Below are 2,339 nucleotides of genomic sequence, written 5' to 3' on the forward strand. Positions count from 1 at the left end.
GTGCGGGGTGCGGGGGGCGCGGGACCACGCCGAATCCGTCCCGCGCCCCGGGCCCGGACGGGCGGATCAGGCGAAGGACGGGTCCTTCAGGATCCAGGTGGCCAGCGGCGTCTCGCCGTCCAGCCCCATCGCCATGAAGGTGACGCCCAGCTTCAGCGAGCCCTTGCGGTTCATCTCGACCTCGTCGGTCTCGTTGACCTGGCCGCGCGGAATGATGAAGCGGTAGACGACCTCGGCGCCGTCGGTGAACTCCAGGCCCAGCGCGCGCTCGTCGGGCGCCGGGTCGGAGGCGACGTCGTAGCGGTAGACGCCGGAGTCCGGCGCCGTCTCCTCGACCTTGCCTCCGCCGAAGTAGAGCGGCACGGTGTCCGAGTTGAACTGGAGCATGCCGAACTTCACGGTCAGGTCCCGGTCGGCGTAGATGAAGCGGGCCGGGCCGACGGACTGCCAGGTGTCGACGTGGGTCACCTTCTCCTTGCGGCCGAACTTCACGCCGTCGCCGCTGGTGTAGCCGAGGTCGGCCCAGTCCGGGCCCCACTCGGCGGTGGTGTCGGCCGGTCCCTCGGTGCCGATCGGCGCGACGAGGATGCGGCCGTTGCCCGCGACGCGGATCTGGTTGGGGTTCATGCTGGGCATGACGGATCTCCTTGGTGGGTTGGGTACCTGGTCGTACGGGTTGGGTGCTACGGCGGCGCGCAGGGTGCGGGGAGGGTCCGGGGGCCGGTCGGGCCCGGTCCGGAGCGGGGGTCCCCGCCTGCCGTGCGGAGCGGCCGGCCGCTCAGAGCGGCGTCAGTGAGAGTTGGACCGTGGTCAGATAGCGGTTCGCCACCGGCCGGTTGTAGTCCGGCAGCCAGCGCGCGGCCTCCGCCTCGATCACGTCGGCGACGGTGACCCCGCCGTACGTCACCCCGCGCAGCGCCTGCAGCGCGGCGCGCACTCCGAGGGAGTCGGTGTGCGCGGAGGGCTTGTCCGGTCCGTAGACCTCCAGTTCGACCAGCGGGCGGTCGAGGTGCTCGTCGTCGATCCACGCACCGCCGACGCGGGAGACCAGCACCACGCGCTGGGTCCCGTCGAAGTCCGGCGGTGGTACGTCGTCGATGGTGATGTCGCTCAGCTCCGGACGGTCGGTGAGATAGTCCACGATCAGACGTTCGACATCCGGGAAGGTGAGTTCGGGTCCAGCCACACGGTTCCTCCTTCCTGGAAACGCGGAAGCGGCGGGCCGTGCGCGCCTGGGGCGCGGGCACAGCTCCGCCGCTGCCTCCAAGTGTGATTCATTGCGCGCGAGTGCGCAACTAAGCGGTCCCCTGCTGCCGTTCGGGGCGGCTCCGCAGGGCGGGGGCTGCCCGGTATACGCGCGTCACGTACGCGGCGGATCCGGCGGGGGCCCGCCGTCGCCGTCCGACTCGGGCGTCGGCGTCGGCGCCGCGCGCGGGCGCGGGCGCGGGACGTTGCCGGACAGCGGCGGAATCGTGGGAGCCGTCGACCGGGGGCTCTTGACGTCGAACCGCGCGCCGGACTCCTGCCCGGCCTCGCCCTCCGCCTCTCCCCCGGCCGCCTTCGCCGCCCCGCGGCTCCGCTCCGGTGCGCTCGCCCCGGCGTCCGGCCCGGCGTCCGCCCCGACGTCCGGCCCAGGACCCGGCCCCGGTCCGGGTCCCGGCGCGTCCCGTACGCCGGGCTCGGGTACGGCGGGCTCGGGTACGGCGGGTCCGGTGGCGGCGCTGGGCGCGCCGGACGGCGGCTGGTACTCCTGGGGGAAGACCAGGACGTCGGCGGCCGCGCCGCCGCCCAGCGCGTCGCACGCGCCGCCGTCGGGGCATCCGTCCGGCTCCTCGGCGGAGTCCACGGAGTCCACGGAGGGCAGCGGGAAGGGGAGGACGTCCGCGCTGCGTTCGCGCCGCGGGTGGCGAGGCGCGCGTGCCGCGTCCTCGGCGTCCTGCCAGCCGCTGGCGTACGCCTGGAACTCGCGGCGCCGCAGATCCTCGGCCGTCAGTACGAAAATGTCCGGGGTCCCATGGAAACGGGACAGCTCGGACATGATGCGGCTCAGCTCACGCAGCCGCTCAGGGAGGTCGTCTCCCTGGGAAAGTCCAGTCTGCTCGGGCACGCGCGCTCTCCGTCTCGGCGGTCCATCCGCTTCCGGGGTGGGGGGAGGGCCCGGACGGCCGAGGGGGGTACGAGACCTGGTGAGGTCTGGACCACCCTGTCCGTAAGCCATCGTAAACGCACGGTGATAGGGAGCGAGCGGGTCGCCTCCGGCAACGGGAGAGGCGGGTGGTGTTCGGAGAGGGCGCCGGGTACGCGAGGGCGAAGCGTTCAGCCGGGCGGGCCAGCCGGGC

3 protein-coding genes are annotated in these 2,339 nt (G+C 73.5%); all 3 read right to left on the bottom strand.

Annotated elements, in window-relative coordinates; translation table 11 throughout:
- Positions 1-66: 66 nt before the first annotated feature.
- Positions 67-636, bottom strand: a complete 570-nt coding sequence (locus G5C65_RS35615) for a phage tail tube protein (protein ID WP_165303196.1) — start codon at positions 634-636, stop codon at positions 67-69.
- Positions 637-778: 142 nt separating this feature from the next.
- Positions 779-1,186 carry a hypothetical protein gene (locus G5C65_RS35620; protein ID WP_165303197.1) on the bottom strand — a complete coding sequence of 136 codons (408 nt, stop codon included), beginning with the start codon at positions 1,184-1,186 and terminating at the stop codon, positions 779-781.
- 174 nt (positions 1,187-1,360) lie between these two features.
- Entirely contained in the window at positions 1,361-2,038 is a 678-nt protein-coding gene (locus tag G5C65_RS35625) for a hypothetical protein (protein WP_165303198.1), read from the bottom strand.
- Positions 2,039-2,339: the final 301 nt, after the last annotated feature.

Source organism: Streptomyces boncukensis (assembly GCF_011045075.1).
Classification (GTDB): Bacteria; Actinomycetota; Actinomycetes; order Streptomycetales; family Streptomycetaceae; genus Streptomyces; species Streptomyces boncukensis.